The sequence below is a fragment of the Pseudomonas sp. R1-15 genome, from assembly GCF_051132085.1.
GTDB lineage: Bacteria > Pseudomonadota > Gammaproteobacteria > Pseudomonadales > Pseudomonadaceae > Aquipseudomonas.
Genome location: NZ_CP071660.1, coordinates 1,235,526 through 1,257,626, shown reverse-complemented (window position 1 = coordinate 1,257,626; position 22,101 = coordinate 1,235,526). Strand labels below are relative to the sequence as shown.

At 62.2% G+C, this 22,101-nt stretch carries 18 protein-coding genes and 1 pseudogene; 11 read left to right on the top strand and 8 right to left on the bottom strand.

Annotation, left to right across the window (positions count from 1 at the left end; translation table 11 throughout):
• Nucleotides 1-14: 14 nt before the first annotated feature.
• Together J3P97_RS05395 and J3P97_RS05390 are read left to right on the top strand one after the other, a co-directional pair.
• Complete coding sequence (locus tag J3P97_RS05395) at nt 15-2,051, top strand: sensor histidine kinase (RefSeq protein ID WP_434625749.1); 2,037 nt, start codon at nt 15-17, stop codon at nt 2,049-2,051.
• A 2-nt stretch (nt 2,052-2,053) separates the two neighbouring features.
• The gene (locus tag J3P97_RS05390) at nt 2,054-2,635 is read left to right on the top strand and encodes a cob(I)yrinic acid a,c-diamide adenosyltransferase (RefSeq protein WP_434673641.1); all 582 of its coding nucleotides are present in this window, start codon (nt 2,054-2,056) and stop codon (nt 2,633-2,635) included.
• Nucleotides 2,636-2,758: 123 nt separating this feature from the next.
• Here the strand turns inward: J3P97_RS05390 and J3P97_RS05385 are convergent, their stop codons facing one another.
• The 4 genes and pseudogenes from J3P97_RS05385 to secA all read right to left on the bottom strand — a co-directional run bounded on the left by J3P97_RS05385 (nt 2,759) and on the right by secA (nt 8,552).
• Nucleotides 2,759-3,703 (bottom strand): Nudix family hydrolase, encoded by a 945-nt coding sequence (locus J3P97_RS05385; protein ID WP_434674509.1) that lies wholly within the window; start codon nt 3,701-3,703, stop codon nt 2,759-2,761.
• A gap of 90 nt (nt 3,704-3,793) precedes the next feature.
• Nucleotides 3,794-4,333, bottom strand: a pseudogene (locus tag J3P97_RS05380) (glutathione S-transferase family protein); the annotation flags it as partial.
• Between the two features lie 134 nt (nt 4,334-4,467).
• Nucleotides 4,468-5,685 carry a bifunctional glutamate N-acetyltransferase/amino-acid acetyltransferase ArgJ gene (gene argJ, locus J3P97_RS05375; protein ID WP_434653534.1) on the bottom strand — a complete coding sequence of 406 codons (1,218 nt, stop codon included), beginning with the start codon at nt 5,683-5,685 and terminating at the stop codon, nt 4,468-4,470.
• Between the two features lie 125 nt (nt 5,686-5,810).
• Nucleotides 5,811-8,552, bottom strand: a complete 2,742-nt coding sequence (secA, locus tag J3P97_RS05370; protein ID WP_305496429.1) for a preprotein translocase subunit SecA — start codon at nt 8,550-8,552, stop codon at nt 5,811-5,813.
• 307 nt (nt 8,553-8,859) lie between these two features.
• Here secA and J3P97_RS05365 point away from each other — a divergent pair, with 307 nt between their 5' ends.
• Entirely contained in the window at nt 8,860-9,315 is a 456-nt protein-coding gene (locus tag J3P97_RS05365; protein WP_053124648.1) for a DUF721 domain-containing protein, read from the top strand.
• Nucleotides 9,316-9,453: 138 nt separating this feature from the next.
• Here the strand turns inward: J3P97_RS05365 and J3P97_RS05360 are convergent, their stop codons facing one another.
• Nucleotides 9,454-10,941 (bottom strand): helicase HerA-like domain-containing protein, encoded by a 1,488-nt coding sequence (locus J3P97_RS05360; RefSeq protein WP_434569640.1) that lies wholly within the window; start codon nt 10,939-10,941, stop codon nt 9,454-9,456.
• A 282-nt stretch (nt 10,942-11,223) separates the two neighbouring features.
• Between J3P97_RS05360 and J3P97_RS05355 the strand changes: the two genes are divergently transcribed.
• From J3P97_RS05355 to J3P97_RS05345, 3 genes are read left to right on the top strand one after another with little or no spacing between them, the layout of a single operon-like run.
• Entirely contained in the window at nt 11,224-12,345 is a 1,122-nt protein-coding gene (locus J3P97_RS05355) for a glycosyltransferase family 4 protein (RefSeq protein WP_434569641.1), read from the top strand.
• A 10-nt stretch (nt 12,346-12,355) separates the two neighbouring features.
• On the top strand, nt 12,356-13,129 hold the full coding sequence (locus J3P97_RS05350; protein WP_434673640.1) for a DUF2334 domain-containing protein: 774 nt from the start codon (nt 12,356-12,358) through the stop codon (nt 13,127-13,129).
• Nucleotides 13,126-14,121: a lysylphosphatidylglycerol synthase transmembrane domain-containing protein gene (locus J3P97_RS05345; protein ID WP_434673639.1), complete on the top strand. Its 996-nt coding sequence runs from the start codon at nt 13,126-13,128 to the stop codon at nt 14,119-14,121. The genes J3P97_RS05350 and J3P97_RS05345 overlap by 4 nt, the downstream gene beginning before the upstream one ends.
• A 4-nt stretch (nt 14,122-14,125) precedes the next feature.
• Here J3P97_RS05345 and J3P97_RS05340 read toward each other — a convergent pair whose 3' ends face one another.
• A complete protein-coding gene (locus J3P97_RS05340; protein WP_434673638.1) occupies nt 14,126-14,305 on the bottom strand; it encodes a hypothetical protein in 180 nt (59 codons plus the stop codon).
• A 70-nt stretch (nt 14,306-14,375) separates the two neighbouring features.
• Nucleotides 14,376-15,224 (bottom strand): formyltetrahydrofolate deformylase, encoded by an 849-nt coding sequence (purU, locus tag J3P97_RS05335; RefSeq protein ID WP_305496443.1) that lies wholly within the window; start codon nt 15,222-15,224, stop codon nt 14,376-14,378.
• Between the two features lie 297 nt (nt 15,225-15,521).
• Between purU and mvaT the strand changes: the two genes are divergently transcribed.
• Entirely contained in the window at nt 15,522-15,899 is a 378-nt protein-coding gene (mvaT, locus tag J3P97_RS05330; RefSeq protein ID WP_305496444.1) for a histone-like nucleoid-structuring protein MvaT, read from the top strand.
• Between the two features lie 110 nt (nt 15,900-16,009).
• On the opposite strand, the gene sbcB is transcribed toward mvaT, so the two are convergent.
• Nucleotides 16,010-17,437, bottom strand: coding sequence for an exodeoxyribonuclease I (sbcB, locus tag J3P97_RS05325; protein WP_434673637.1), 1,428 nt, complete (start codon nt 17,435-17,437; stop codon nt 16,010-16,012).
• A gap of 232 nt (nt 17,438-17,669) precedes the next feature.
• On the opposite strand from sbcB, the gene J3P97_RS05320 reads away from it, so the two are divergent.
• Genes J3P97_RS05320 through J3P97_RS05305 form a run of 4 tightly spaced genes read left to right on the top strand, consistent with a single transcriptional unit; the run spans nt 17,670 to nt 22,069 of the window.
• Entirely contained in the window at nt 17,670-18,395 is a 726-nt protein-coding gene (locus J3P97_RS05320) for an RDD family protein (protein WP_434673636.1), read from the top strand.
• Complete coding sequence (locus tag J3P97_RS05315; RefSeq protein WP_434673635.1) at nt 18,392-19,366, top strand: stage II sporulation protein M; 975 nt, start codon at nt 18,392-18,394, stop codon at nt 19,364-19,366. Before J3P97_RS05320 ends, J3P97_RS05315 begins: the two co-directional genes overlap by 4 nt.
• Entirely contained in the window at nt 19,353-20,909 is a 1,557-nt protein-coding gene (locus tag J3P97_RS05310; RefSeq protein WP_434673634.1) for a DUF4129 domain-containing protein, read from the top strand. Before J3P97_RS05315 ends, J3P97_RS05310 begins: the two co-directional genes overlap by 14 nt.
• On the top strand, nt 20,906-22,069 hold the full coding sequence (locus tag J3P97_RS05305) for a DUF4350 domain-containing protein (protein WP_434673633.1): 1,164 nt from the start codon (nt 20,906-20,908) through the stop codon (nt 22,067-22,069). Before J3P97_RS05310 ends, J3P97_RS05305 begins: the two co-directional genes overlap by 4 nt.
• The last annotated feature ends 32 nt before the right edge of the window (nt 22,070-22,101 follow it).

The following is a 22,101-nucleotide window of genomic DNA, read 5'->3' as shown; positions in this document are numbered from 1 at the left end:
CAGCGACGAGTCAGATGCCATTGCGCCAGCGCCTTGAAAATCTCCCGGTCGGCCAGAAACTGCTGGCGGCCCTGTTGGTATTGTTGACCACGGTTCTGCTGGTGGCCAACCTGACCTTCATCAGCGCGGCCTATTACATTTCCCAGGAAAGCATGGCGCCTCAGGCCTTGCAGACCATCGGCCGACTGGTAGCCAACCCGAGCCTGATCTCCGACGCGTTGCAATCGCCGCAAAGCGCCAAGCGTCTGCTCGATGAACTCAACAGCTATGCGCCGCTGCGGGCAGCGGCACTGTATGACGGTGACGGCGTACGCCTGGCCCAGTTGCAACAGGGCGAGAAGCTCAAGTTGCCGGACCATTTCCGTCATGTGCAGGCGTGGCAGGCCGGGGAGTTTCGCAGCAACCAGGTCATTACCCTGCCCCGCCCCGGCACGGCGCCCGGCCATCTCCTGCTGGTGGCTAGCAGCGAACTGCCCACCGCGTTCTACACCGGCACCCTGACGGCCAGCCTGGGCATCCTGATTTTCAGCGTGCTGTTGTGGCTGGTCATTGCCCAGCAGATCAAGCGGCTGATCACCCAGCCGATCCATCAGCTCGAAGAGTTGTCGCGCCAGGTCACCCGCGAAGAAAACTATTCCCTGCGCGCCGCCCGGGGCAACCACGACGAAATCGGCAGCCTGGCCGAGGCGTTCAACACCATGCTCTCGCGGATCGAAGCCCGGGAACAGCAGCTCAAGCGCGCGCGGGACGATTCCCAGGCCGCCTACGACCAGGCCCAGGGCCTGGCGGAAGAAACCCGTCACACCAACCGCAAGCTGGAGCTGGAAGTCCAGGTCCGCAGCAAGATCGAGAAAAAACTCACCGGCTTCCAGAACTACCTCAACAGCATCATCGACTCCATGCCGTCGGCGCTGATTGCCCTCGACGAACAGCTCTATGTCACGCAATGGAACCAGGAGGCCAGCGCCCTTTCCGGCACCCGGCTGGATGAGGCGCTGAACCAGCCGATCTTCCTCGCCTTCGAGCCGCTCAAGCCGTACCTGCCGCAGCTCAAGCAGACGGTGGAACAGCACACAGTGGCCAAGATCGAGCGCGTGACCTGGACCAAGGACGATGAAGCCCGGCATTACGCCCTGACTTTTTATCCTTTGATGGGCGGTGCCGGGCGCGGCGTGGTGATCCGCATCGATGACATCACCCAGCGCCTGTCGCTGGAGGAAATGATGGTGCAATCGGAAAAAATGCTCTCGGTAGGCGGCCTCGCGGCGGGCATGGCCCATGAGATCAACAATCCGCTGGGGGCGATCCTGCACAACGTGCAGAATATTCGCCGACGCCTGTCTGCGGAATTGCCGAAGAACCTTGAGCAGGCCGAGCAGTTGGGGATCGATTTACCGGTGGTCAACCGCTACCTGGAAAGCCGGGAGATCCCGCAGTTGCTCGATGGCATCCAGCAGGCCGGCGCCCGGGCAGCGAAAATCGTCACCCACATGCTCAGCTTCAGCCGCCGTAGCACAAGGCAGATGGCGCCTTGCGACCTGCCGGCACTGATCGACCAGGCCGTGGAAATTGCCGGTAACGACTTCGACCTGGCGATCGGTTTCGACTTCAAGGGCCAGGCGATCATCCGCCAGTTTGACCCGAACCTCGGCCCGGTGCCCGGCACCGCCAACGAACTGGAGCAGGTATTGCTCAACCTGCTGAAAAACGCCGCCCAGGCCATCCATCAACGCCAGGACGACAGCGAGCCCGGCCGTATCATCCTGCGTACACGGCTGAATCCGCCGTGGGCGGAAATCCAGGTCGAGGACAACGGCATCGGCATGAGCGAGAACGTGCGCAAGCGTACCTTCGAGCCGTTCTTCACCACCAAGGAGATCGGCCAGGGCACCGGGCTCGGATTGTCGGTGTCGTATTTCATCATCACCAACAACCACAAGGGCCAGATGGAAGTGCAATCAGCGCCGGGCCAAGGCACTTGCTTCACCCTGCGCCTGCCACTGGCGGGCACTTCGATGGTGGCGCAAGAACACAAGCAAGTGGAGCGCTGAACATGGGTTTTCGTCTGTCGAAGATTTACACCCGTACCGGGGACAAAGGTGAAACCGGACTGGGGGATGGTCGCCGGGTGGCGAAGGATCATCCGCGGATCGAGGCCATCGGCGAAGTGGATACGCTGAACAGCCAACTGGGCTTGTTGCTGGCCGGGCTTGCCGCCGAAACGGAACGGTACCCGGCGTTGAAGGAAGTAACCGAGATACTGACGCCTTGTCAGCATCGGCTGTTCGACCTGGGCGGCGAGCTGGCGATGCCGACCTATCAGGCCCTGAACGATGCAGAAGTGGCGCGCCTGGAAGCGGCCATCGATGTATGGAATGAAGAGTTGGGGCCGCTGGAGAATTTCATCCTGCCCGGCGGCTCGACCCTGATCGCCCAGGCCCATGTGTGCCGCAGCCTGGCCCGCAGCGCCGAGCGCCGTTGCCAGCAACTGAACGCGGTGGAACCACTGGCCGGGCCGGGGCTGGCGTATATCAATCGGTTGTCGGACCTGCTGTTCGTGGCGGCGCGGGTCATCGCCCGGCGCCAGGGTGTGGCGGAAGTGCTTTGGGAGGCGGCGGCAAAGCCTGGGAGTTGAAGCATAGGCGTCTGTCAGGGCCTCTTCGCGAGCAGGCTCGCTCCCACAGAGGTTTTGTGAACGCCGAAATCCAGTGTGGGAGCGAGCCTGCTCGCGAAGCGGCCAGCAGACACACCCACAGAATCAAGCGTCAGGCCAGAACGCCCGAATCCCCGCCACCCCTTGCGCCCCGGCTTCCCAGGCTTTCTGCCGCTGATCGGGGCCTACCCCGCCCAACAGATACACCGGCCTGTCGAACCCCTCGATCAGTCGCGCAGCCTCTTCCCACCCCAATGGCTGCGCATCGGGATGGGTCTGGGTCGGTTGCACGGGTGACAACGTCACGAAATCCACGCCCATCTGCTGAGCCAGGGAGAGTTCCTCGGCGTTGTGGCACGAGGCCGCCAGCCAGCGATCGGTGCCGAACGGCCGACCCGCCGCCGCATGCTTGCGCAGTTGCGCGGCGGTGATATGCCAGCCGGCAGACGGAAAGTCACCCAGCCATTCGAACGGGCCCTTGAGCATCAATTGCGCCTTGCCGGCACACAGCCCCACCGCGTCCACTGCCAGGTCACGGTATTGCGGGTCGTAACCGCTGGGCGCGCGCAGTTGCAGCAGCTTGATCCCGCCAGCGACAGCTTTTTGAATGCCACGCAACAAGGCGGGCGTTTCAAGGCCTTCAGGGGTGATCAGGTACTCGCCCGGCAAACGGGCCGCCGCGACGATCGGCTGATTGGCCGCTGGAAACTCGTAGTTCGTCAATTCACGGGCCGTCACCCAGGCAAGCGGCTGGCCTTCGGCGCCATGGGGCTCGCCGCTGAACGCCGAGACTTCCCAGACATCCAGCAACACCTGCTTGTCCGGATAATCGTGGCGCACCTTGATCAGTGGCCGGGCAGCGCTGACGACAATGCCCAACTCTTCGAGAAGCTCCCGGGCCAGGGCCGTTTCGACCGACTCATCAGCCTCGACCTTGCCCCCCGGGAATTCCCACAGGCCGCCCTGGTGCTGGGAATCGGCCCGGCGGGCAATCAGGATCTTGCCGGCGGCGTCGCGAATGACTGCCGCCGCTACATGTACGCGTTTCACCGGGCGATTTTCCTCCAGGCCAGCTTGCTGCCATGCTTTGAAGGCCGGCCATTGATAAAGGGTTTCAACGTAGGCCGCGTCGACTTCCGGCAGTTCCACCTGGTAGGTGCGCAAGCGCACGGCAATCGGCGCAAAAAATACGTCAGCCAGGCTCAGGGTACCAAACAGGTAGGGACCGGCTTCGGTAGCCGCCGCGCGGCACTCTGCCCACAACGCCAGCATCCGCTGGATTTCCGCCTGCACATCCGCCGGAATCGGTGACAACGGCGCATCGCGGCCCAGGTCGAACGGCATGTGGGTGCGGATGGCAAAAAAACCACTGTGCATCTGTGCACAGGCCGAACGAGCCTGGGCCCGTGCCGCTACATCCTTGGGCCAGAGACCGGCCTCGGGAAACTGCTCGGCCAAGTACTCGGCAATGGCCAGGGAGTCGGCGATCACGCCGAACTCGGTCTTGAGCAGCGGGACCTTGGCCGTGGCCGAATACTTCAGCAGTTTTTCGCGGGTGTCGGGCTGGCCGAGCCTGACCAGTTCTTCGGTGTACTTCGCGCCGGTCAACGACAGGGCCAGCGCGCCCCGCAGAGACCAGGAAGAAGCTCGTTTATCGCCGATTATCAGGTGCAGGCTCATTTGGATTCCTTTCTTGTGGTTCTGGGGGTATTTGTACTGCCGCCTTCGCGAGCAGGCTCGCTCCCACACTGAATCTGCGGCGTTCACAGAATCCCTGTGGGAGCGAGCCTGCTCGCGAATGAAACGACTCGGTTTTAAGTCCGATACTCAGCGTTGATCTTGACGTACTCGTGGGACAGATCGGTGGTCCAGATCGTTTCGCTGCAATCGCCACGCCCCAGCTCGATGCGGATGGTGATTTCCTCCTGCTGCATCACCGCCGCGCCCTGCGCCTCGGTGTAGGTCGTCGCCCGGGCGCCCTGGCTGGCGATGCAGACCTCACCGAGGAAGACGTCGATCTTGCTCACGTCCAGCTCAGGCACCCCGGCGCGGCCGACAGCGGCGAGAATACGACCCCAGTTCGGGTCGGAAGCAAACAGTGCGGTCTTGATCAGAGGCGAATGCGCCACGGTATAACCGACGTCCAGGCATTCCTGGTGATTGCCACCACCGTTGACCTGTACCGTAACGAACTTGGTCGCGCCTTCGCCGTCGCGGACGATGGCCTGGGCCACTTCCATGCACACCTCGAACACCGCCTGTTTCAGCGCCGCGAACAGCGGACCGCTGGCTTCGGTGATCTCCGGCAGGTTGGCCTTGCCGGTGGCGATCAGCATGCAGCAGTCGTTGGTCGAGGTGTCGCCGTCGATGGTGATGCGGTTGAAGGACTTGTTGGCGCCGTCGAGCATCAGGTCCTGCAACACCTGGCGGGAGACCTTGGCGTCGGTGGCGATGTAACCGAGCATGGTCGCCATGTTCGGGCGGATCATGCCGGCGCCCTTGCTGATGCCGGTCACGGTCACGGTCACGCCGTCGTGCTGGAACTGGCGGCTCGCGCCCTTGGGCAGGGTGTCGGTGGTCATGATGCCGGTGGCGGCCGCGGCCCAGTTGTTTTCCGAGAGGTCATCAAGGGCGGCTTGCAGCGCGCCTTCGATTTTTTCGACCGGCAGCGGTTCACCGATCACACCCGTGGAGTACGGCAGCACCTGGCTGGCGTCAACACCGGTCAGTTCAGCCAGCCTGGCGCAGGTGCGCTCGGCGGCGGCCAGGCCTGGCGCGCCGGTGCCGGCGTTGGCGTTACCGGTGTTGGTCAGCAGGTAACGCACCGGCCCTTGCACGCGTTGCTTGGCCAGGATCACCGGCGCGGCGCAAAATGCATTGAGCGTAAACACGCCGGCCACCGTCGAGCCCTCGGCGCAACGCATGACCACCACATCCTTGCGCCCGGGACGCTTGATGCCCGCCGAGGCGATACCAAGTTCAAAACCGGCAACCGGGTGCAACGTTGGCAACGGACCAAGACCAACAGCCATGAATGCGCTCCTAAATGAGATGTCTATCGACGCCGTCCTCATCGAGACGGCGATTAAAAATGGCAAAACGCCGCGACGGATAGAATCCGGTCGCGGCGCGGGTGCTTCAGCGTTGAAACGGGGGGTTATTGGATCTGCCCGTGGCAATGCTTGTATTTCTTGCCCGAGCCGCAATAGCACAGCTCGTTTCGGCCCAGTTTCTGCTCGTTGCGTACCGGTGCGGTGGCCAGGGCCACGTCCACATCGACGCCCTCTTCCATCGCCTGGACCACTTCCAGGCCCGGAGCTTCGGCGTGCTCGAACTGCATGCGCGCGGCCAGGGCTTCGGCCTCCTGGCGCAGGCGGGCTTCTTCTTCGACCGGATCTTCGCGGCGAACCTGAACGTGGGACAGGACCCGGATCGAGTCGCGCTTGATCGAATCCAGCAGCTCGGAGAACAGCGTGTAGGACTCGCGCTTGTATTCCTGCTTCGGATTCTTCTGCGCGTAGCCACGCAAGTGGATACCGTGGCGCAGGTGATCCATGGTCGACAGATGGTCTTTCCACAGGTCGTCCAGCACCCGCAGCACGATTTGCTTCTCGAACGAGCGCAGCGCTTCGGCGCCGGCCTGGTCTTCTTTCTCGTTGTACGCGGCGATCAGTTCGGTCAGAAGTTTCTCGCGCAGCGTTTCTTCGTAGAGGTGATCGTCCTCGTCGAGCCACTGCTGGATCGGCAACGACACGCCGAAATCACTGCGCAGGGAGGCTTCCAGACCAGCAACGTCCCACTGCTCCGGAAGCGACTGCGGCGGAATGTGTGCGCTGACAGTGGCGTCGAGCACTTCGCGGCGGAAATCGGCGATGGTTTCGCCAATGTCGTCTGCGGCCAACAGGCTGTTGCGCATGTGATAGATCACTTTGCGCTGCTCGTTGTTGACGTCGTCGAATTCAAGCAACTGCTTGCGGATGTCGAAGTTGCGGCCCTCGACCTTGCGCTGCGCCTTCTCGATGGCGTTGGTCACCATGCGGTGCTCGATCGCCTCGCCCGGCTGCATGCCCAGGGCCTTCATGAAATTCTTCACCCGATCAGAGGCGAAGATGCGCATCAGGCTGTCTTCCAGGGACAGGTAGAAGCGGCTGGAGCCGGCGTCGCCCTGGCGACCGGCACGGCCACGCAGCTGGTTGTCGATACGGCGCGATTCGTGACGCTCGGACGCGATCACCTGCAAGCCACCGGATTCGAGCACCTGCTGGTGACGCTTCTGCCAGTCGGCCTTGATCTGCGCGATCTGCTCGGGGGTCGGGTTTTCCAGCGAAGCCACTTCGACTTCCCAGTTGCCGCCCAGCAGGATGTCGGTACCACGGCCGGCCATGTTGGTGGCGATGGTCAACGCACCCGGGCGACCGGCCTGGGCGATGATCTCGGCTTCCTTCTCGTGGAACTTGGCATTGAGGACCTTGTGCTCGATACCTTCCTTGGCGAGCAAGGCGGACATGTGCTCGGAGGTCTCGATGGTCGCGGTACCCACCAGGATCGGACGGCCCTGGGCCATGCCTTCCTTGATGTCGTTGATGATCGCCGCGTATTTCTCTTCGGCGGTCAGGAACACCAGGTCGTTGTAGTCCTTGCGCGCCAGCGGCTTGTTCGGCGGAATCACCACCACTTGCAGGCCGTAGATCTGGTGGAATTCGAACGCTTCGGTGTCGGCGGTACCGGTCATGCCGGACAGTTTGTTGTACAGGCGGAAGTAATTCTGGAACGTGGTCGAGGCCAGGGTCTGGCTCTCGGCCTGGATGTTCAGGCCTTCCTTCGCTTCGATGGCCTGGTGCAGTCCTTCGGACAGGCGACGGCCCGGCATGGTGCGGCCGGTGTGTTCGTCGACCAGTACGACCTGGCCGTCCTGGACGATGTATTCGACGTTGCGATGGAACAGCTTGTGGGCACGCAGGCCGGCGTAGACGTGGGTCAGCAGGCCCAGGTTATGGGCCGAGTAGAGGCTTTCGCCTTCAGCCAGCAGGCCGACGCGGGTCAGCATCTCTTCGATGAACTGGTGGCCGGATTCGTTGAGCTCGACCTGGCGGGTCTTCTCGTCGACGGTGTAGTGGCCGGGCTGGGTCACTTCGCCTTCGACTTCTTCGACGTGCAGCTGAAGCTGCGGGATCAGCTTGTTGATCTCGATGTACAGCTTGGAGCTGTCTTCGGCCTGGCCGGAAATGATCAGCGGCGTACGGGCTTCGTCGATGAGGATGGAGTCGACTTCGTCGATCACGGCAAAGTTGAGTTCGCGCTGGAATTTTTCTTCCATACTGAACGCCATGTTGTCGCGCAGGTAGTCGAAACCGAATTCGTTGTTGGTGCCGTAGGTGATGTCCGAGGCGTAGGCGGCGCGCTTCTCTTCCGGCGGCTGGAACGGCGTGACCACGCCGACCGTCAGGCCGAGGAATTCATAGAGCGGGCGCATCCAGTTGGCGTCGCGGCGGGCCAGGTAGTCGTTGACCGTCACCACGTGCACGCCCTTGCCGGACAGTGCGTTGAGATATACCGCCAGGGTCGCCACCAGGGTCTTGCCCTCACCGGTGCGCATTTCGGCGATCTTGCCTTCATGCAAGGTCATGCCGCCGATCAACTGGACGTCGAAGTGGCGCATGCCCATGACCCGCTTGCCGGCTTCACGGCAGACCGCGAAAGCTTCGGGCAGGATCTGGTCAAGGGTCTCGCCCTTGGCGATGCGGTCCTTGAATTCGGCGGTCTTGGCGCGTAACTGATCGTCCGAAAGGGCCACCATTTGCTCTTCGAAGGCATTGACGATCTGTACCGTCTTGAGCATGCGTTTGACTTCACGCTCGTTCTTGCTTCCAAAAAGTTTCTTTAACAAAGGCGCAAACATATCGGCAGGATCTTCCACACTAAAGGGATGGAGGGCGGCCCCATGAGTCGCCCGTGCAGCCCTCATGGCCGCATGCGAACGAGCATTCTACCCGGAAACGATGGAGAGGAAAGTGGCGTTATTCCACGATGCTGGCACAGCGCTGTGACGGGGCCTCCCTAAAATAAGGGCTTTTGCGCGAACTTCAACCCACAAAACGCAGAAGTTACTCATTGATTATGCGAGTAAAAGCCTCCGGGCAGCAGGGCTCGGGCGTATCCGGCGCTTTCTGCTACCATGGCGCCTTTGTCACTTGCGGTAATCAACCATGGCCTTTCGCCCTCTTCCAGCCAAGGCGCCCGCCGTTCTGCTGCGCGAAGCCAAGCCGCTGAAAGCCATCTTCGGCCACGCCAGACGCCTGGGGCACTTGCAACGCCTGCTCGACAGCCAGCTACAGCCCGCTGCGCGCGAGCATTGTCACGTAGCGTCCTGGCGGGAAGGCAGTTTGTTGCTGATCGTCACCGATGGTCACTGGGCCACGCGTTTGCGCTACCAGCAAAAGCGCCTGCTGCGCCAATTGCAGGCATTCGAGGAGTTCGCCAACCTGACGCGAATCCTGTTCAAGGTCCAGCCGCCCACGGTGCAAGTCGGCGCCAAGGGTCATACGCTGGATCTGTCTACCGACGCTGCCGCCACCATCCAGGCCACGGCCGATGGCATCAGCGACCCCAACCTGCGGGCAGCGCTGGAGCGATTGGCGGCGCATGCGCGGCCCAAGGATTGAGATTTTTTTCGGCTGTTGAATAGCCTTCGCGAGCAGGCTCGCTCCCACAATGGATCTGCATGAGGCACAAGATTTGCGCGCGCAGGAGATCTCCTGTGGGAGCGAGCCTGCTCGCGAAGGGAGCGATTCGGTTTCTGCCTACCGCCGCTTGCTGCCCCCCAGCAACGACCCCATCAACCCACGCACCAACTGCCGGCCCAACTGATTGGCCGCCTGGCGCATCGCCGATTTCAGCGCCTGGCCGGCGGCAGTGCCGAGGAATTCCCCGGCCTTTTCGGTGAAGCTCGGCTCCTCGGCGGCCGGTTTGCCTGGCACGGCTTCGGCCTGCGGCTCCAGCCCCTTGCGCCCCATCAGCACTTCATAGGCAGACTCGCGGTCGATGGGTTTGTCATAACGGCCCTGCAACGGTGAGCTGGCGATCAGCCCGGCACGCTCAGCCGCGGTCAACGGCCCGATGCGCGACTGCGGCGGCGCCACCAGCACACGCTGGACCATTTCCGGCGTGCCTTTTTCCTGCAAGGTGCCCACCAGCGCTTCACCGATGCCCAGCTCGGTGAGCACCGCCAGGGCATCGAATTGCGGATTCGGTCGAAAACCGTCAGCCACCGCCCGCAGGGATTTCTGTTCCTTGGCGGTGAACGCTCGCAGGCCATGCTGGATGCGCAATCCCAACTGCGCGAGCACGTCGTCCGGCAGATCGCCCGGCGACTGGGTGACAAAATACACCCCGACGCCCTTGGAGCGGATCAGCCGCACCACTTGTTCCAGGCGCTCTTGCAATGCCTTGGGCGTGCCGGCGAACAACAAATGTGCCTCATCGAAAAACAACGCCAGCAAGGGTTTGTCCGCATCGCCGCGCTCGGGCAGTTGCTCGAACAGCTCGGCCAGCAGCCACAGCAGGAATGTGGCGTAGACTTTCGGCGCTTCATGGACCAGACGACTGGCGTCCAGCAGATGAATGCGGCCACGGCCGTCACTGGCCGGTTGCAGGATGTCTTCAAGCTGCAACGCCGGTTCGCCGAACAAGGCATCCGCGCCCTGCTGTTCCAGGGTGGACAGTCGGCGCATCAAGGCCTGGCTGGAACCGGTGGTCATCAGGGCCGCGTCGTCCCCGAGCAATTCAGGGTTGTCCTTGAGGTGATTAAGCAGCGCTTTCAGGTCCTTGAGGTCGAGCAGCAACAGGCCCTCGCGGTCGGCGACCTTGAAGGCCGCGTACAACGCCGCTTGCTGGCTGTCCGTCAGTTCCAGCAGGCTGCCGAGCAACAACGGGCCCATTTCACTCAACGTGGTGCGCAGCGGATGACCGGACTGACCGTGGATATCCCACAAGGTCACCGGATAGGCCTGTGGCTCATGGCCGAGCCAGGGCATGCCGGCGATGCGCTCGGCGATCTTGCCTTGAGGATTGCCGGCGGCGCCGAGGCCGCACAGGTCACCCTTGATGTCCGCCGCGAACACCGCAACGCCGGCATCGCTGAACATCTCGGCCAGGCGCTGCAAGGTGACGGTCTTGCCGGTGCCGGTGGCGCCCGCCACCAGCCCATGACGATTGGCCAGGCGCATGGCCTGGGCGACAGGTTGGCCGGCCAGGTCGGCCCCGATAACGAGTTGCGATGAATCAGGCATTTGGTCACCTGTGGTTTGCGGTATGACGCCATTTTGCGCGCTTATATAAAAGCATGCCCGGTGCAATAAGGCCCGAGCGGCAGAATAATAGCCTGCAACCGGCACTGGCCCATTCGCGAGCAGGCTCGCTCCCACACTTTGGGCCTATGTTGAGCATAGAACCCTGTGGGAGCGAGCCTGCTCGCGAAGAGTGCCCGACAACGCATTCCTTTACTGCACCCAACCCCAACCGAACATCTATTCTTACCCAAGGTCAACAAGGGGAGAACACAGACCGGAGGGATGTTCATCGTGCATATAGCGGACATAACCATGTTCTACGCCCCCGCCAGCGGAGGTGTACGCACTTATCTGGATGCCAAGCACCGGCGCCTGGGCAATCGGCCGGGTATTCGCCATAGCCTTCTGATCCCCGGCGCGCATCTGAGCGAGCAGGATGGGATCTACAAGGTCCCGGCCCCTCCGCTGCCCTTTGGCAAGGGCTACCGCTTCCCGCTGCGCCTGGCCCCTTGGCGTAATGTCCTGCGCGACTTGCAGCCCGACCTGATCGAGGTCGGCGACCCTTACCTCACCGCCTGGGCCGCCCTGGATGCCCGGCGACAGCTGGACGTGCCCGTGATCGGCTTTTATCACTCCGACCTGCCGTTGCTGGTAAGCAACCGCATGGGCAACTGGTTCACGCCCAATATCGAAGCCTATGTCAGCAAACTGTACGGCAACTTCGACCGGGTGCTCGCGCCGAGCCAGGTCATGGCCGACAAACTCACCGGGCTTGGGGTTAAAAATGTCTACGTGCAGCCGTTGGGGGTAGACCTGCAGACCTTCAATCCCGCCGCTCGCGACCCGGAACTGCGGGCCGAACTGGGCATCGCCGAGGATGCGCGCCTGCTGATTTTCGCCGGTCGCGGTTCCAAGGAAAAAAACCTGCCGGTGCTGCTCAAATGCATGAAACGCCTGGGCGAACGCTATCACCTGCTGCTGGTGGGCTCTTCGATGCCTGCCGTGGTGCCGGACAACGTCACGGTGATCGACGAATTCTGCCCGGCTCCGCAAGTCGCCCGGCTGATGGCCAGCGCCGACGCCCTGCTGCACGCAGGCGACCAGGAAACCTTCGGCCTGGTGATCCTCGAAGCGATGGCCAGCGGCATCCCGGTGGTAGCGGTCGCGGCAGGCGCCTTCAATGAAATCGTCCACGAGGACTGTGGCCTGCTGTGCGCGCCCGACAATCCACAGGCGATGGCCAATGCCGTTCGGCAACTGTTCGCCGAAGGCTGCCAGCAACGCGGCGCAAAAGCACGCAGGCATGTAGAACGTCATTACGCCTGGGATTCGGTGGTCAATAGTCTGTTGGGCCACTATTACAGCGTGCTCGGCGCAGAAATGCCCCTGCTGGCCAATGGTTGAGTCGAGGCCCATGTCGATGACCGCTCAATCCAGCCTGCTGCTGGTGCTGCACGATGTCGCACCGCAAACCTGGCCCGACTACCAGCCCTTCGTCGAAGCCGTCGACGCCCTCGGCCAGGTGCCGATGACCTGGCTGGTGGTGCCGGACTTCCATCACGCCAACGCGCTCGACGAACATCCCGGCTTCCGGCGCTTGCTCGACAGCCGGGTCGAACGCGGCGATGAACTGGTGCTGCACGGCTATTACCACTGCGATGACGGTCCGCCGGCGCTCCATCCCAAGGACTGGTTCATGCGCCGGGTCTACACCCATGAAGGGGAGTTCTACGGTCTGTCCGAGGAAGCGGCCCTCGCCCGCCTTCGCGCCGGCATCGAAATCTTTCAGCGCTACCAGTGGCCGCTGGAAGGCTTCGTCGCACCGGCCTGGCTGATGAGCGAAGGCACACGCCAGGCCCTGCGTCAGTTGCCGTTGAGTTATACCAGCGACACCCAGCACCTTTATCGCTTGCCGGAGCTCACCCCGATCGACGCCCCGGGGCTGGTCTGGAGCGCTCGCAGTGCCTGGCGCCGAGGCCTGTCGAAAGTCATCAGCGACCGGCGTGAACAGCGCTGGCGTCAGGCACCGGTCATTCGCCTGGGCCTGCACCCGGTAGACATGCGCCACGGATTTTCCCGCGACTACTGGCTGCGAACCCTGGAGCGCCTGCTTGAAGACGGACGCGTGCCGATGACCAAGATCGACTGGCTGGCGTCACTGCGCCAGCCAGTCAGCAGTGCCGCATGAAACGGCTGGTCTGGTTAGGCGCCGCCCTGTTGATTGCGGTATTGGTCCCGATGCTCGTGGGCGGCGGGGAAATGTGGTCGCGGCTGCAGCGCTTTCCGCTGTCCTTGCTGCTGGTCATGCTTGGCATGATCGTACTCTGCTGGGGCCTCAACTCGGTGCGCCTGCGCTTGCTGCTGGGTGAACACCGTGGGCGCATAGGCGGGTTGAAAAGCATTGGCGTAGTGATGTCCACCGAGTTCGCGATGTGCGCGACGCCCGGCGGCAGTGGCGGGCCGTTGACGCTGATGGCGCTGCTCGCGCGCAACGGCGTGCGCCCCGCCCATGGCAGCGCGGTGTTCGCCATGGACCAGTTGAGCGACCTGCTGTTTTTTCTCTGCGCCTTGTTGGGCATCCTGTTTTATGCACTTTTCCAGAATCTCAGCCAGCGCATGGAATGGATGCTGGCGCTGAGCGCGGTTTCATTGTTCGGCGGGCTCTTTTGCTGCGCGCTGGTGGCCCGCTACCATCGGCGGCTGATTCTCCTGGGTGCGCGGCTGTTGCGGCATTTGCGAGTGAAGCCAGTGACCCGTCGACGCTGGGGACGCAAGATCCTGAATTTCCTCGCGGCATTTACCGACACTCTGAAATTGCCACGCCAGACGCTGTTCCAGGTGTTCGTCTTGACCTGCCTGCACTGGGTCCTGCGCTACAGCGTGCTGTACCTGGCATTAAAAGGACTCGGGGCGGATCTGCAATGGGCCTGGAGTTTCCTGATCCAGATGCTGTCCCTCAGCGCCGGGCAGTTCAGCCTGTTGCCGGGCGGCGCCGGAGCGGCGGAGTTGACCTCGGCGGCGTTGCTGGCGCCGATGGTGGGCAAATCCACCGCGGCGGCGGCGATCCTGATCTGGCGGGCAGTGACGTATTACTTCTATCTGCTGGCCGGGGGACCGGTGTTCTTCATGATGGTCGGGCGACCGTTGATCAAGAAGCTGATGAAGCTGCGGCAAGCCTGAGAGGTCAGCCCTTGGACTCGGGATCGTCCTGGGGCTGCTTGTGCAGCTCTTCCCACAGCTGGGCGGCGTCGGGAAATTCGGTGCCGTCTTCCGGGCCCAGCGCTTCGGGATCGTAGCGACTCAGGCAACCCTCGCCCACGGTCGCCGGCGCTCTGGCGGTGGCTTTGTCCAAGGGATCGGTCATGGAATTCATGCCTCGAGGTTCGTGGCAAGGGAGAAAGCTCCCTTGCCACATAGAGTCAGAAGACTACAGATCAGAAGACCACGGTCTTGTTGCCGTGCACCAGTACGCGGTCTTCCAAGTGATAGCGCAAGCCGCGCGCCAGGACCATTTTTTCCACGTCGCGGCCGAAGCGCACCATGTCTTCAATGCTGTCGCTGTGGCTGACACGGACCACGTCCTGCTCGATGATCGGGCCGGCGTCCAGCTCTTCGGTCACGTAGTGGCACGTGGCGCCGATCAGCTTCACTCCGCGCATCGAGGCCTGGTGGTAAGGCTTGGCACCAACGAACGACGGCAGGAAACTGTGGTGGATGTTGATGACTTTATGCGCGTATTCGCTGCACAGTGACGGCGGCAGGATTTGCATGTAGCGGGCCAGTACCACCACCTCGGCGTCGTGCTGCTTGACCAGCCGCGAGACCTCGGCGAACGCCGGGTGCTTGTCCTGCGGGTTGACCGGTACGTGGTAATAAGGGATGCCGTGCCATTCCACCATGCTGCGTAAGTCGTCATGGTTGGAAATGACACAGGCGATGTCGCAATCGAGCTCATCGCTGTGCCAGCGGTGCAACAGATCAGCCAGGCAGTGGGACTCACGACTGGCCATCAGCACTACGCGCTTTTTCTGCGCGGTATCGGTGATGCGCCAGTCCATCGAAAACTCTTCGGCAATCGGGGCGAATGCCTCGCGGAAGGCTTCGATGCCGAAGGGCAGCGAGTCGGCGCGTATCTCGTGACGCATGAAAAACCAACCACTCTGATTGTCCGAATGGTGGCTTGCTTCAGTGATCCAGCCGTTATGGGACGCCAGAAAGTTACTGACTTTAGCAACGATACCGACGCGGTCCGGGCAAGCGATCACCAGCCGAAAAGTGCGCATTAGGGGAACTCCAGAACTTCGCAAAGGCGGCCATTCTAGCCATTGCGCGGCAAAACTGCAGTATCGATCACACATCGCGCCCAGCAGTGGCTGACCTGGACTGCCAATGCCCGCATGGCAAGCTTTATCGTGAACAGATGTGAAGACTGCATCACATTATTTATTTCACGGTGTCCACTCTGTGCTAGCGCACTATTAATTAAATAAACACGGCTTAAATGTTTACTTGATGAAACTGTCTGATTACTATTACCCCACTGTCTCCTTGTCACCAGCGTCCTACATAAGGTAGTCCCCATGTCCCTGATCACCGAATACAACGCTACAAAACAAGCCATTGAAGAACTGCAACAACGTCTGGCCGACCTGTCCAAAGACGACAAACTGCAAAAAGAACTGGAATTCGAAGGCAAACTGCGCACGCTGATGGGTGAATACTCCAAGTCCCTGCGCGATATCATTGCCCTGTTGGATCCAGAGTCCAAGTCGAGCAAAGCCCCGCGTGGCGCTGTGAAAACTACCGGCACCAAGCGCGCTCGCAAAGTTAAGCAATACAAGAACCCGCACAACGGTGAAGTCATCGAAACCAAAGGTGGCAACCACAAGACTCTGAAAGAGTGGAAAGCCAAGTGGGGCGGCGACGTGGTTGAAGGCTGGGCGACCCTGCTGGGCTAAGCTCCGGCGGTTCGAAGCGTTCTCGACGCAGAAAAAAACGCCAGCGATTGCTGGCGTTTTTTGTTGCCTGTCCACTTCTGATTTATTTCCTTACATGGCAGCGCGGCGACTCAAAGGCTCAAACGTTTGCGCAATTGCTGGCTATAACCCTGCCATTGAGTCAGCACCTCTTGCTGCATTGGGCTGGAAAGCGCCAGCCACTGCGTCATCGCCTCATCAAAACTTTCCAGGGTATTAGGCGCCCCCCACTCCGGCGATTTCAGTCGCTGCTGGCAAAATAGTTTCCAGCGTACCTGCTCTTCAGTGCTCAAGGTGTCGGGGAAGTTACGGGCCCGGTATCGGAATAATAATTCCGGCAGGCGCTCATCATCGAAATGCCAACGTTCCCCCGCCAACTGGTCGGGATCTGCCTGGCGCACTTGTTCGCACAAACGCCGATCACGATCACCCATGAATCCAGCGTACAACTGTTGTTCGGGGTCCTCGCTCGCAGTGAAATCCTCGCGACCGTAAATCGCCTGGAGTTTATCGTGCCAGACTTGCTGTGCGTCACTTAGCCGCAGCGCCCGCTGGCGATAACCTTCCATGTCCAGTTGCAGACGTTGCTGGTCCTCGTCGCGCAGGACTGACAGCGGCGCGACCACCGGGCATTTGTTGATATGAATAAGCTTGAGGGGTACGGGCAATTCCCCTTCCAACAACTCTTCACGGCGGGTATACAAGCGTTGGCGCAGGATTTCGGCGTCATGGTCCAGCAGCCCTTGAGGGTCCAGATGCAGATCGCAGACGATCAGGGCGTTGCGGTTCTTCGGATGCCAGGCCAGCGGCAGGACCACGCCGATGTAGTTTCGCGCCGCCGAGAAGCGCCCGGAGATGTGCACCATGGGCTGTAGCAGGCGGACCTGGTCCATGACTTTCTGTTTAGTGCGCAACTGGAACAGCCAGTCGTAAAGCCGGGGTTGTCTCTGACGGATCAACCGGGCCAGGGCAATCGTTGCACGTACATCCGACAGCGCATCATGGGCCTGGCCATGGTCGATGCCGTTGGCGGCGGTCAGGCGTTCGAGCTTGAGGGTGACGCGCCCCTCCTCCTGCGGCCAGACAATCCCATCGGGGCGCAACGCATAGGCGGCCCGCACCAGGTCAATCAGGTCCCAGCGACTGTTGCCCCCCTGCCATTCCCGTGCGTACGGGTCGAAGAAATTCCGATAAAGGCTGTAGCGGGTCATCTCGTCATCGAAGCGCAGCGTGTTGTAGCCGGCGCCACAGGTCCCGGGCGCGGCCAGTTGCGCATGGACGCGGGTCATGAAATCGGCCTCGCTCAAGCCTTTTTCCGCCAGGCATGCCGGTGTGATCCCGGTGATCGCGCATGCGGCCGGATGGGGCAGGATGTCATCGCTGGGCCGGCAGTACAGGTTCACCGGTTCATCGATTTCATTGAGTTCGAAATCGGTACGTATCCCGGCCACCTGCAAGGGGCGGTCGCAACGCGGATTGATGCCGGTGGTTTCGTAGTCGTACCAGAAAATGGAGGTCACGGGTGGTTCCTGTGCTGAGGACTGGCGAAGTCTAGGCGCTGCAACCGGCCGGCGGCCAGCGCTGCTGTAACTTTTGAATTCCTGGGAGGCGCAAGCCTGCGCCCTCCCGCAAGATCCCTGTTGTTTACAGGAAGCGTGAAATGACCCACAGAGTTGTATCGTGCGCCTGCACGAAGACTGCTAGCATCTGGGCCGAGATCGAACGTTCGAACCGCCCCCTCACAGGTTGCCCATGCTCGAGACACCAGCATTGCAAAGGAACGCGCCGCTGCCCGCGCCACTGGACACGCGTTACCAGGTCGAGACGCCCGAGGGCATCGACCTGCCGCTGCGCCCGGCGGGGTTGATGCCTCGCGCCCTGGCCTTTGCCATCGACCTCGGCATACGGGGCCTGGCCTTGGGCCTGCTGTTCCTGATCCTGGCGTTTTTTGGCGAACTGGGCGTCGGCCTGGGCTCGATCCTGCTGTTTGTCATCAGTTGGTGGTACATGGTGCTGTTCGAGGTGCTGAACCAGGGGCGTTCCCCCGGCAAGCAGATCATGGGTTTGCGCGTGGTGCAGGATGACGGCCGGCCTGTCGACTGGTCGGCCTCGCTGATCCGCAACCTGCTGCGCTTCGTCGACATGCTGCCCTTCGGCTATGCGTTCGGGGCGATTACCTGCCTGCAGCATCCAGCGTTCAAGCGCCTGGGCGACCTGGCGGCCGGGACCCTGGTGGTTTATCGCGAACAAGCGATCAATCGCCCCATCCTGCCATCGGCCCGACCGATACCGCCACCTTTTGTCCTCGACCTCAACGAGCAGCGTGCCGTGCTGGGCTTCGCCGAGCGCCAGGCAGAACTGTCCGGTGCCAGGGTCACCGAACTGGCGACGATCCTCGCCGCGCCGCTGAAGGTGCACCCTTCCGGCGCCGTGGCCGAACTCAATGGCATCGCCCGCGGCCTGCTGGGGCCGACATGAAACAAAGCCTTTTCGAAAAACGTCATCAAGAGGAATGGGACCGTCTGTCCCAACAGCTCGACCAATTGGAGCGCAGCCGCAACGTCGCGCAGAGCAGCGATTTCCCCAATGCCTATCGACGCCTCTGCCACCACCTGACGCTGGCCCAGGCCAGGGGCTACAGCAGCCTTTTAATAGACGCGTTGCAGCAATTGGCCCTGCGTGGTCACCAGCAACTCTACCGGGACCGCGGCCGGTTCTCGGCCAGCCTGTCGACCTTCATCCTGGCCGGTTTCCCCCGACTGGTTCGTGAGCAATGGCGATTCGTGCTGGCGGCGGCCGTGATGTTCCTTGGTAGCCTGGTCGGCATCGGGCTGCTGGTCTACCTGTTCCCCGAACTGGTCTACAGCGTGTTGAGCGTCGAAGAAGCCAGCCAGATACGCGGCATGTACGACCCTGCCGCCGGCCACCTCGGGCGCTCGATCGAGCGGGCCGCCAGCGAAGACTGGGTCATGTTCGGCTATTACATCATGCACAACATCGGCATTGCTTTTCAGACGTTCGCCAGCGGCTTGCTGTTTGGCCTGGGCAGCGCATTCTTCCTGTTCTTCAACGGCCTGACCATCGGCGCGGTGGCCGGGCACCTGACCCAGATCGGTTCGGGATCGACGTTCTGGTCATTCGTGATCGGCCACGGCGCCTTCGAACTCACCGCCATCGTCCTGGCCGGCGCGGCGGGCCTGTTGCTCGGTTGGGCACTGATCGCGCCGGGGCGTCTCACCCGAGGCGAAGCGTTACGGCTCGCCGCCGGCAAGAGCGTGCTGATCATCGGCGGCGTGGTGCTGTTGCTGCTCATCGCCGCGTTCGTCGAGGCCTACTGGTCTTCCAGCGCGGTGACACCCACCACCAAATACATCGTCGGCGCCTTATTGTGGCTGCTGGTGCTCGGGTATCTGCTGTTTGCCGGACGAGGCCACCATGCGCCTGAGTGACGCCAGCGTTGTCATCCGCCCCCGCACCACCTGGGAAGCCATGGACCTCGGCGTGCTGATGAGCCAGCAGCACCGACGGCTGCTGATGACCAGTTGGGCCATCGTCACGCTACCGGTGTATGCGCTGCTGACCCTGTTGCTGTGGGACTCGCCGTCGCTGGTAGTCATTGTGTTCTGGTGGCTGAAACCGGCCTTCGACCGCCTGCCCCTGTTCATTTTATCGAAGGCCCTGTTTGGCGAGCCGCCTACGCTGAAGCAGGCGTTGCGCCAATGGCCCGCGCTGCTCAAGCCGCAATTGCTGGCTAGCCTGACCTGGCGACGGCTGAGCCTGAACCGCAGCTTCCTGATGCCGGTGGTGCAACTCGAAGGCCTGGCCGGCGAGGCGCGCGAGCAACGCTTGCGCGTCCTGCTGCAGCGCAACGGCGGCGCGGCGCAGTGGCTGACCATCATCGGCGTGCACCTGGAAACCGCGCTGTGGTTCGGCCTGATGGCGCTGTTCTATCTGTTCATACCGCAACAGGTCGAGCTGGAATGGGACTGGCAGACCCTGATCGCCGTGGCCGAGCACGACTGGCTGTGGCTCGAACACCTGGTCAACTTCCTGTATCCACTGTTGCTGATCTTCTGGGAACCGGTTTACGTCGCCTGTGGCTTCAGCCTCTACCTGAACCGCCGCACGATTCTCGAGGCCTGGGACATCGAACTGGTATTCCGGCGCCTGCGCCAGCGCCTGGCCGGCTTGGCCCCGGCGCTGTTGCTGCTGGCGATATCGCTGCTGCCGCTGGCGCCACCTGCCTGGGCCGCGCAGGACGATAACGGTCCCGACAGCCCGCGCTTGCTCAACCAGCCGCTGACCAGCGAGGCCTCTCGGGAGAGCATTGAAGCGATTCTCGAAGCGCCGCCATTCAAGAATCCGGAAACGATCACCCGCTATCGTTTCGGCGAAGAAGCCGAAAAACCAGACGAATCAGCCGAGCCAGCTGAAACCGATGGAGCGCCGGGCTGGCTCAAATCGCTGTTCGAATGGCTGTCGAAAAAACGCTTCGAGGGTATTGCCGCGCTGATCCAGGTGCTGCTCTGGGCGGCCCTGTTGACGGCCATCGCCTGGCTGGCCTGGCATTACCGCCATAGTCTCAAGACCCTGGCGAACCGTAGGCCAGCACAGCGCATGCATTCGAAACCCGCTGCGCCGGTGCAGATGTTCGGCCTGGATATCCGCGAAGAGAGCCTGCCGGAGGATGTGGCGACCCGCGCCGAACAGCTATGGTCCACCGCGCCCCGCGAGGCATTGGGCTTGCTGTATCGAGCCTTGCTCAGCCGGTTGCACCATGAATTCGCCATCCCCCTGAAACCCGCCGACACCGAAGGCCAGGTATTGCAACGTGTCGAACAGCTTCAGCAGCGGGACCTGCTGGTCTTCAGCAAAAACCTGACCCAGCACTGGCAAAACATCGCCTACGGGCACCGTCCACCAGCGCCGCATCTGCAACGGGAGCTGTGCGATGGCTGGCGCGGCCTGTTCGGTCCGGGAGTTTCCCGATGAGCCGCCGCGCCGGATGGCTGGTCGCGGCGCTGGTTGCGGCGTTGGTTGGTGCAGTGGGCCTCTACTTGTCCACGAAAGCCGTGCCCTACCAGGAAACCATTGATCACGGCCCATCCCCCGAAGCCCAGGCCAATCCCTACCTGGCGGCGGAACATTTCCTGCGTCGGCATGGGGTAGAAGTCGATCACGCCAACAGCCTGGACGTCCTGCCCGGCCTCGAACCCCACCAGCGCAGCCTGCTGTTGCTGGGCGAGCGCAGCGACATGACGCCACGGGAGGCCGACCAATTGATGAACTGGACCCGGGCCGGCGGACGGCTGCTGTTCGTCGCCGAGGCCTTGTGGGATGACAGCACCAGCAGCAGCGGCGATTTGTTGCTGGACCGCGTGGGTCTGCGCCAACTCCTCAGCAAGGACCTCGAGGAATCCGACGCCGAACTCATCAAGGATCGCTATCCCGAACTGACCAAGCTTTATCTGGAAGATGAAGAAGCGCCGGCCTATGTCGGCTTCGACACCGACTTCCATCTCGAAGACCCGCAGAACCTCGCCCAGGCCTGGGCCAACAGCGCACAGGCAACTCACATGATGCAACTGAACCACGGCCTCGGCACCATCACTGTGCTCACTGACGCCGAGCTGTGGAAGAACGACCAGATCGACCAATACGACAACGCCTGGCTGCTCTGGTACCTGAGTGCCGACACGAATGTCATGCTGCTGTTCGACATCGAGCACGACAACCTGCTGACCCTGCTGCTGCGCTATTTCCCCCAGGCCCTGGTGGCGCTGCTGGTCCTGATCGGGCTGTGGTTCTGGCGCTCGGCGGTGCGGCATGGCCCGTTGCAACAACCCGCCCCCAAGGCGCGACGGCAGTTACTGGAACACCTGCAGGCCAGCGCCGCGTTCCAGCTGCGCCACCACGGCCGGCAACACCTGTTGCAGAGTTTGCAGCATGACGTGTTGCGCCGGGCGCGCCAGCTTCATCCAGGTTTCGAACGGCTGGTCGTCGCCGAACAATGGCAAGTGCTTGCACGCCTGACCCGCCAACCCACGCGAACCATCAGCCAGGCCCTCAGCCCCCGGCCGGCGCAGCGCATGTCCAGCACTGAGTTCTGCCGCCAGGTTGCCCTTTTGCAAACTCTCAGGAATGCCTTATAGATTCCGAAAAAAAATCCGCAAAAAAGCTCTAT

What these genes read in the sequence shown, in the direction of transcription:
- J3P97_RS05395 (WP_434625749.1), top strand. Translation starts at nt 15, where the DNA reads ATGCCATTGCGCCAGCGCCTTGAAAATCTCCCGGTCGGCCAGAAACTG.
- J3P97_RS05390 (WP_434673641.1), top strand. Translation starts at nt 2,054, where the DNA reads ATGGGTTTTCGTCTGTCGAAGATTTACACCCGTACCGGGGACAAAGGT.
- argJ (WP_434653534.1), bottom strand. Translation starts at nt 5,685, where the DNA reads ATGGCTGTTGGTCTTGGTCCGTTGCCAACGTTGCACCCGGTTGCCGGT.
- secA (WP_305496429.1), bottom strand. Translation starts at nt 8,552, where the DNA reads ATGTTTGCGCCTTTGTTAAAGAAACTTTTTGGAAGCAAGAACGAGCGT.
- J3P97_RS05365 (WP_053124648.1), top strand. Translation starts at nt 8,860, where the DNA reads ATGGCCTTTCGCCCTCTTCCAGCCAAGGCGCCCGCCGTTCTGCTGCGC.
- J3P97_RS05360 (WP_434569640.1), bottom strand. Translation starts at nt 10,941, where the DNA reads ATGCCTGATTCATCGCAACTCGTTATCGGGGCCGACCTGGCCGGCCAA.
- J3P97_RS05355 (WP_434569641.1), top strand. Translation starts at nt 11,224, where the DNA reads ATGTTCATCGTGCATATAGCGGACATAACCATGTTCTACGCCCCCGCC.
- J3P97_RS05350 (WP_434673640.1), top strand. Translation starts at nt 12,356, where the DNA reads ATGTCGATGACCGCTCAATCCAGCCTGCTGCTGGTGCTGCACGATGTC.
- J3P97_RS05345 (WP_434673639.1), top strand. Translation starts at nt 13,126, where the DNA reads ATGAAACGGCTGGTCTGGTTAGGCGCCGCCCTGTTGATTGCGGTATTG.
- J3P97_RS05340 (WP_434673638.1), bottom strand. Translation starts at nt 14,305, where the DNA reads ATGACCGATCCCTTGGACAAAGCCACCGCCAGAGCGCCGGCGACCGTG.
- purU (WP_305496443.1), bottom strand. Translation starts at nt 15,224, where the DNA reads ATGCGCACTTTTCGGCTGGTGATCGCTTGCCCGGACCGCGTCGGTATC.
- mvaT (WP_305496444.1), top strand. Translation starts at nt 15,522, where the DNA reads ATGTCCCTGATCACCGAATACAACGCTACAAAACAAGCCATTGAAGAA.
- J3P97_RS05320 (WP_434673636.1), top strand. Translation starts at nt 17,670, where the DNA reads ATGCTCGAGACACCAGCATTGCAAAGGAACGCGCCGCTGCCCGCGCCA.
- J3P97_RS05315 (WP_434673635.1), top strand. Translation starts at nt 18,392, where the DNA reads ATGAAACAAAGCCTTTTCGAAAAACGTCATCAAGAGGAATGGGACCGT.
- J3P97_RS05310 (WP_434673634.1), top strand. Translation starts at nt 19,353, where the DNA reads ATGCGCCTGAGTGACGCCAGCGTTGTCATCCGCCCCCGCACCACCTGG.
- J3P97_RS05305 (WP_434673633.1), top strand. Translation starts at nt 20,906, where the DNA reads ATGAGCCGCCGCGCCGGATGGCTGGTCGCGGCGCTGGTTGCGGCGTTG.